The organism is Candidatus Angelobacter sp. (assembly GCA_035607015.1).
GTDB lineage: Bacteria > Verrucomicrobiota > Verrucomicrobiia > Limisphaerales > AV2 > AV2.
Map to the genome: position 1 here is coordinate 1 of DATNDF010000270.1, position 3918 is coordinate 3918.

Sequence of the window (3918 nt, forward strand, 5' to 3'; positions counted from 1 at the left end):
ACCGGCTGTCACTCTCGGATGAGCAAACGATTCACGCGACCGTGGGACGCATGCGTCAGGTGCGACCGTTGGACGTATTCATCTACGCCTGTGTGTTCGTGTTGCTCTTCGAGCTGGCCGGGACAGTGGCCTTGTTCACACAGATGTCGCAGGCGCAACCCGAGACGAATCACTGGCGGACGCTGTGGGAAGCCGTGTTCCACTCGGTGAGCGCGTTCTGCAACGCCGGCATCTCGATTTACCCGGAAGGCATGGCTCGCTGGCGGGCGTATCCCGCCGTGCTGGGAGTCGTATCAGCGCTCGTCATCGCGGGCGGCATCGGACTGATGACGTTGATCAATCTGCGTTACTACTATTTTTGGCGGCGCGATCCGCGTCGACGCGGACGGCTCACCATGCAGACACGGCTCTCAATCCTCTCGGCAGTCGTGTTGCTGCTGGTGGGCGGCATCGTTGCCTGGGTGTTTGAATCCAACGATACCCTCAAGCACGCCACGGTGGACGAACAGGTGTCCTGGTCTTTCTTTCATTCCGCGATGTCGCGCACCGCCGGATTCAACGTCGTGGACGTGGGGCAGATGAATCCGCCCACCTTGCTGGCAACGCTGGGATTGATGTTCATCGGCGGTGCGCCCGGTTCGATGGCCGGCGGCATCAAGACCGTGACGTTCGTGGTGCTCCTGCTGACAGCGTGGTCGGCACTGCGACGACGTGACGAAGTGCAATTTTGGAGTCGTCGGCTGCGACCGAAGGTTTCCTTCGTGGCCACGATGCTGGCACTGTTCGGTATCGCGTGCGTGGTGACGGGCGTGGCGTTGTTGATGGTGTTTGAAGAAGGACACCCGGCCTCACAAACCCGTCAACACTGGCTGGCGTTGGTGTTCGAGGCGGTGTCGGCCTTTGGCACGGTGGGTTTGAGCACGGGCGTGACACCACTTTTGACCGCCGCTGGCAAAGTTGTTATCATCGCGCTCATGTTCGTGGGCCGCATTGCACCGCTGGTGCTAGGGGTGTATCTGGCACGTCCGGCCAATCCGCTGCTGGTCCGGCAGCCGCGCGAGGAACTGTCGCTCGGTTGAAGAAAGAAAAATCATGGCGCAACGTATTTTTATCATTGGCGCAGGCCGGTTCGGCGCGCATCTGGCCACGCGGCTTTCCGAGTTCGGCAGCGAAATCGTGCTGGCTGACAAGAACCCCGACCGCGTGGAGGATCTGGTGCAGGACGGTTTTCACGCGGTGGAAATGGACGCGGAAGACCAGCACGCACTCAAGGAAGCCGGCGTGCAGGAGGCCGATGCCGTGGTCGTGAGCATCGGCGAGAACATGCAGGGCAGCATCCTGACCACCTTGCTGCTCAAGGAACTCAAGGTGAAGAAACTCATCTGCCGCGCGCTCGACTCTCGGCATGCCACCGTGCTCGAAAAACTAGGCGCGGACCTCGTGGTGTTACCCACCCGCGACATGGCTTACCGACTGGCAGAACGGTTGCGCGACAACGCCGGCAGTGACCGGCAGCAGTTGTGCGACGATCATCAATTGGCGCAAATCCGGGTTGGCCCGCCGCTTCACGGCAAGACGTTGACAGCCGCCGCACTTCGCGAGCGGTATCATGTGAATGTTGTCCTGCTGACGCGGACTGGCGCGAACGGTGACACGGTCGCAATCGAACCGACACCGGACCGCACAATTCTCGGTGGCGACATGCTCTTTGTTTCCGGGCGGCGTGAAAACCTTAACCGATTTGAGCAAGAATGCGGCCCGGTGGAATAGGACCTGATTCTCTAGCGTGGCGAAAACTTTGTTGGCAAACTGACTTCCACTGCGCTCGCCGTTTGCTTAATCGGTACGCTGTTCGCAACGAGCCGTCGCCATCGTCGAATACTCCAGCGGCATTTTTCAGCCGCACGGTTGATGGCACGACGCACGTTCCGTTGGCGACTCGTGGCCGCGTGGCACTGACCCAAGTTGAACCGCGATGAGAAAATCCGCTTCGCCGGATTGCCTGCGTCCGGTGTTCTTTCGTGGCCGATTCCGAAGAAAGCGCTTGGTTGCCTCGACCCGGCTGTGTTAAATTTTCCATCTAAACGCTAAATGCCTCACGGGAATGTTCCGTGAGGAAAAGGGTTCAGAGAGCTTCGCTCTCTGGAGGATTTCGAGATGGTCGGGCCGCCATCTGAGCGCAGTGCTCAGCGGCGGCCTGTACTTTTTTTCAGCCCCGCGCGCGAGCTTGCGCAGCACAAATGAAAACAAACGCGCGCTATGAAATCGAAATGTCTGAATTCGCCCAAGCGATGGATTCCATCGGCAATACTGTTTCTCCTGTTAGTCCTCAATCCTCTGGGACTGGTCGCGGCTGACGCGCCCACAAACGCGCCGCCTTCGACCGCCACAGCGACAAATGCGGCGACCTCGACGAACACCTGGCTCACGTTCGGATTGGACCGCGTCGAATGGCTTCAGGTTTCGGTGATGGGCAACCCGCTCTGGCAATATCTGGCGGCGCTCGTTTATGTGGTGCTGGCTTTCTATGCCTCGAAGTTGCTGGACTACTTGATTCAAGTCCAATTGCGCAAGCTCACCGCGAAAACCAAGACGCAGTTGGATGATCTGCTTCTCGAATTGATACGCGGACCGGTGAAAATCGTCGCGTTTGTGATCCTTTTGCACGTGGGCTTGCAGGTGTTCACCTGGCCAGGCTGGGCGGAGACGTTCATCTCGAATGCGCTCAAGATCATCGTTGCCGCTTCGCTCACGTACGTCGCTTTGAAGTTCGTGGACCTCGTCATGGGGCTGTGGCAGAAACGGGTCGAGGCCGCGGGCGAAGCCGTGCTCGACATGCAGCTTTTTCCCGTCATCCGCAAGAGCCTGAAGGTGTTTGTCATCGTCGTAGCGTTCCTCGTCACTTCGCAAAACCTCGGCATGAACGTCACGGGCCTTCTCGCTTCGCTCTCCATCGGCGGATTGGCGGTCGGTCTCGCGGCGCAGGATACGCTCTCGAACCTCTTCGGCGCGGTCGCACTGTTCGCGGACAAACCGTTTCGGGTTGGCGACCGCATTCAGCTTGATTCAATTGATGGCAGCGTCGAAGCCATCGGCTTGCGCAGTACACGCATTCGCAACCTGGACGGACATCTGGTCACTGTTCCGAATCGCACGATGGCCAATGCGAGCCTCACTAATGTGAGCAAACGGCCCAACATCAAAACGGTGATGAACATTGGCGTCACCTACGACACGCCGGCGGAAAAAGTTGAACGCGCGATGAAAATCATCGAGGATATTTACCGCCCGCACCCGAAGACTGCCGACCTCATCATCAGCTTCAACAAGTTTGAAAGTTCGTCGCTGAACATCCTCGTGGTTCACTGGTGGGATTCAACGGACTTCAAGGAATACCTGCTTCAATTTCAGAAGCTGAATCTGGAATTGAAACGCCGCTTTGATGCGGAAGCCATCAGCTTTGCGTTCCCGACGCAGACGCTCTACCTCAAGCAGGATTCGGAATGGCGCGTGACCAGCCCCGAAAGCCAAGCAACCCGAAACTGATCTCGACCTATGAACGAGGACATAATTAGCGCAAAATCAGTGCTGCCACGGATCGCGATGGTCTCCACGCACGGCTACGTGGCCGCTCAACCACCCTTGGGCGCAGCGGACACGGGCGGGCAGGTCGTCTATGTGCTGGAGCTTTCCAAGAAGCTGGCGCAACTAGGCTACGAGGTGGACATCTGGACGCGGCGATTCGAGGACCAGCCGGAAATCGAACCCGTGGCCGAGCAAGTGCGGATTATTCGCGCGCGCTGCGGTGGGCAGAATTTCATTCCCAAGGAGTATCTTCACGAGAAACTGCCCGCTTGGGGCGAAAACGCGCTGCGCTTCATCAAGAAGCACGAGCTGAAATACACGTTCATCAACAGC

At 58.4% G+C, this 3918-nt stretch carries 4 protein-coding genes; all 4 read left to right on the forward strand.

The window, feature by feature from the left end:
- Nucleotides 1-1079: potassium transporter TrkG (locus VN887_11000; GenBank protein ID HXT40533.1), on the forward strand; the 1079-nt coding region annotated here is incomplete at its 5' end.
- A gap of 13 nt (nt 1080-1092) precedes the next feature.
- Nucleotides 1093-1770 (forward strand): TrkA family potassium uptake protein, encoded by a 678-nt coding sequence (locus VN887_11005; protein ID HXT40534.1) that lies wholly within the window; start codon nt 1093-1095, stop codon nt 1768-1770.
- 489 nt (nt 1771-2259) lie between these two features.
- A complete protein-coding gene (locus VN887_11010) occupies nt 2260-3546 on the forward strand; it encodes a mechanosensitive ion channel family protein (protein ID HXT40535.1) in 1287 nt (428 codons plus the stop codon).
- 9 nt (nt 3547-3555) lie between these two features.
- Nucleotides 3556-3918, forward strand: a 363-nt coding sequence (locus VN887_11015; protein ID HXT40536.1) for a glycosyltransferase, incomplete at its 3' end; no start/stop codon positions are given.

What these genes read in the sequence shown, in the direction of transcription:
- VN887_11005 (HXT40534.1), top strand. Translation starts at nt 1,093, where the DNA reads ATGGCGCAACGTATTTTTATCATTGGCGCAGGCCGGTTCGGCGCGCAT.
- VN887_11010 (HXT40535.1), top strand. Translation starts at nt 2,260, where the DNA reads ATGAAATCGAAATGTCTGAATTCGCCCAAGCGATGGATTCCATCGGCA.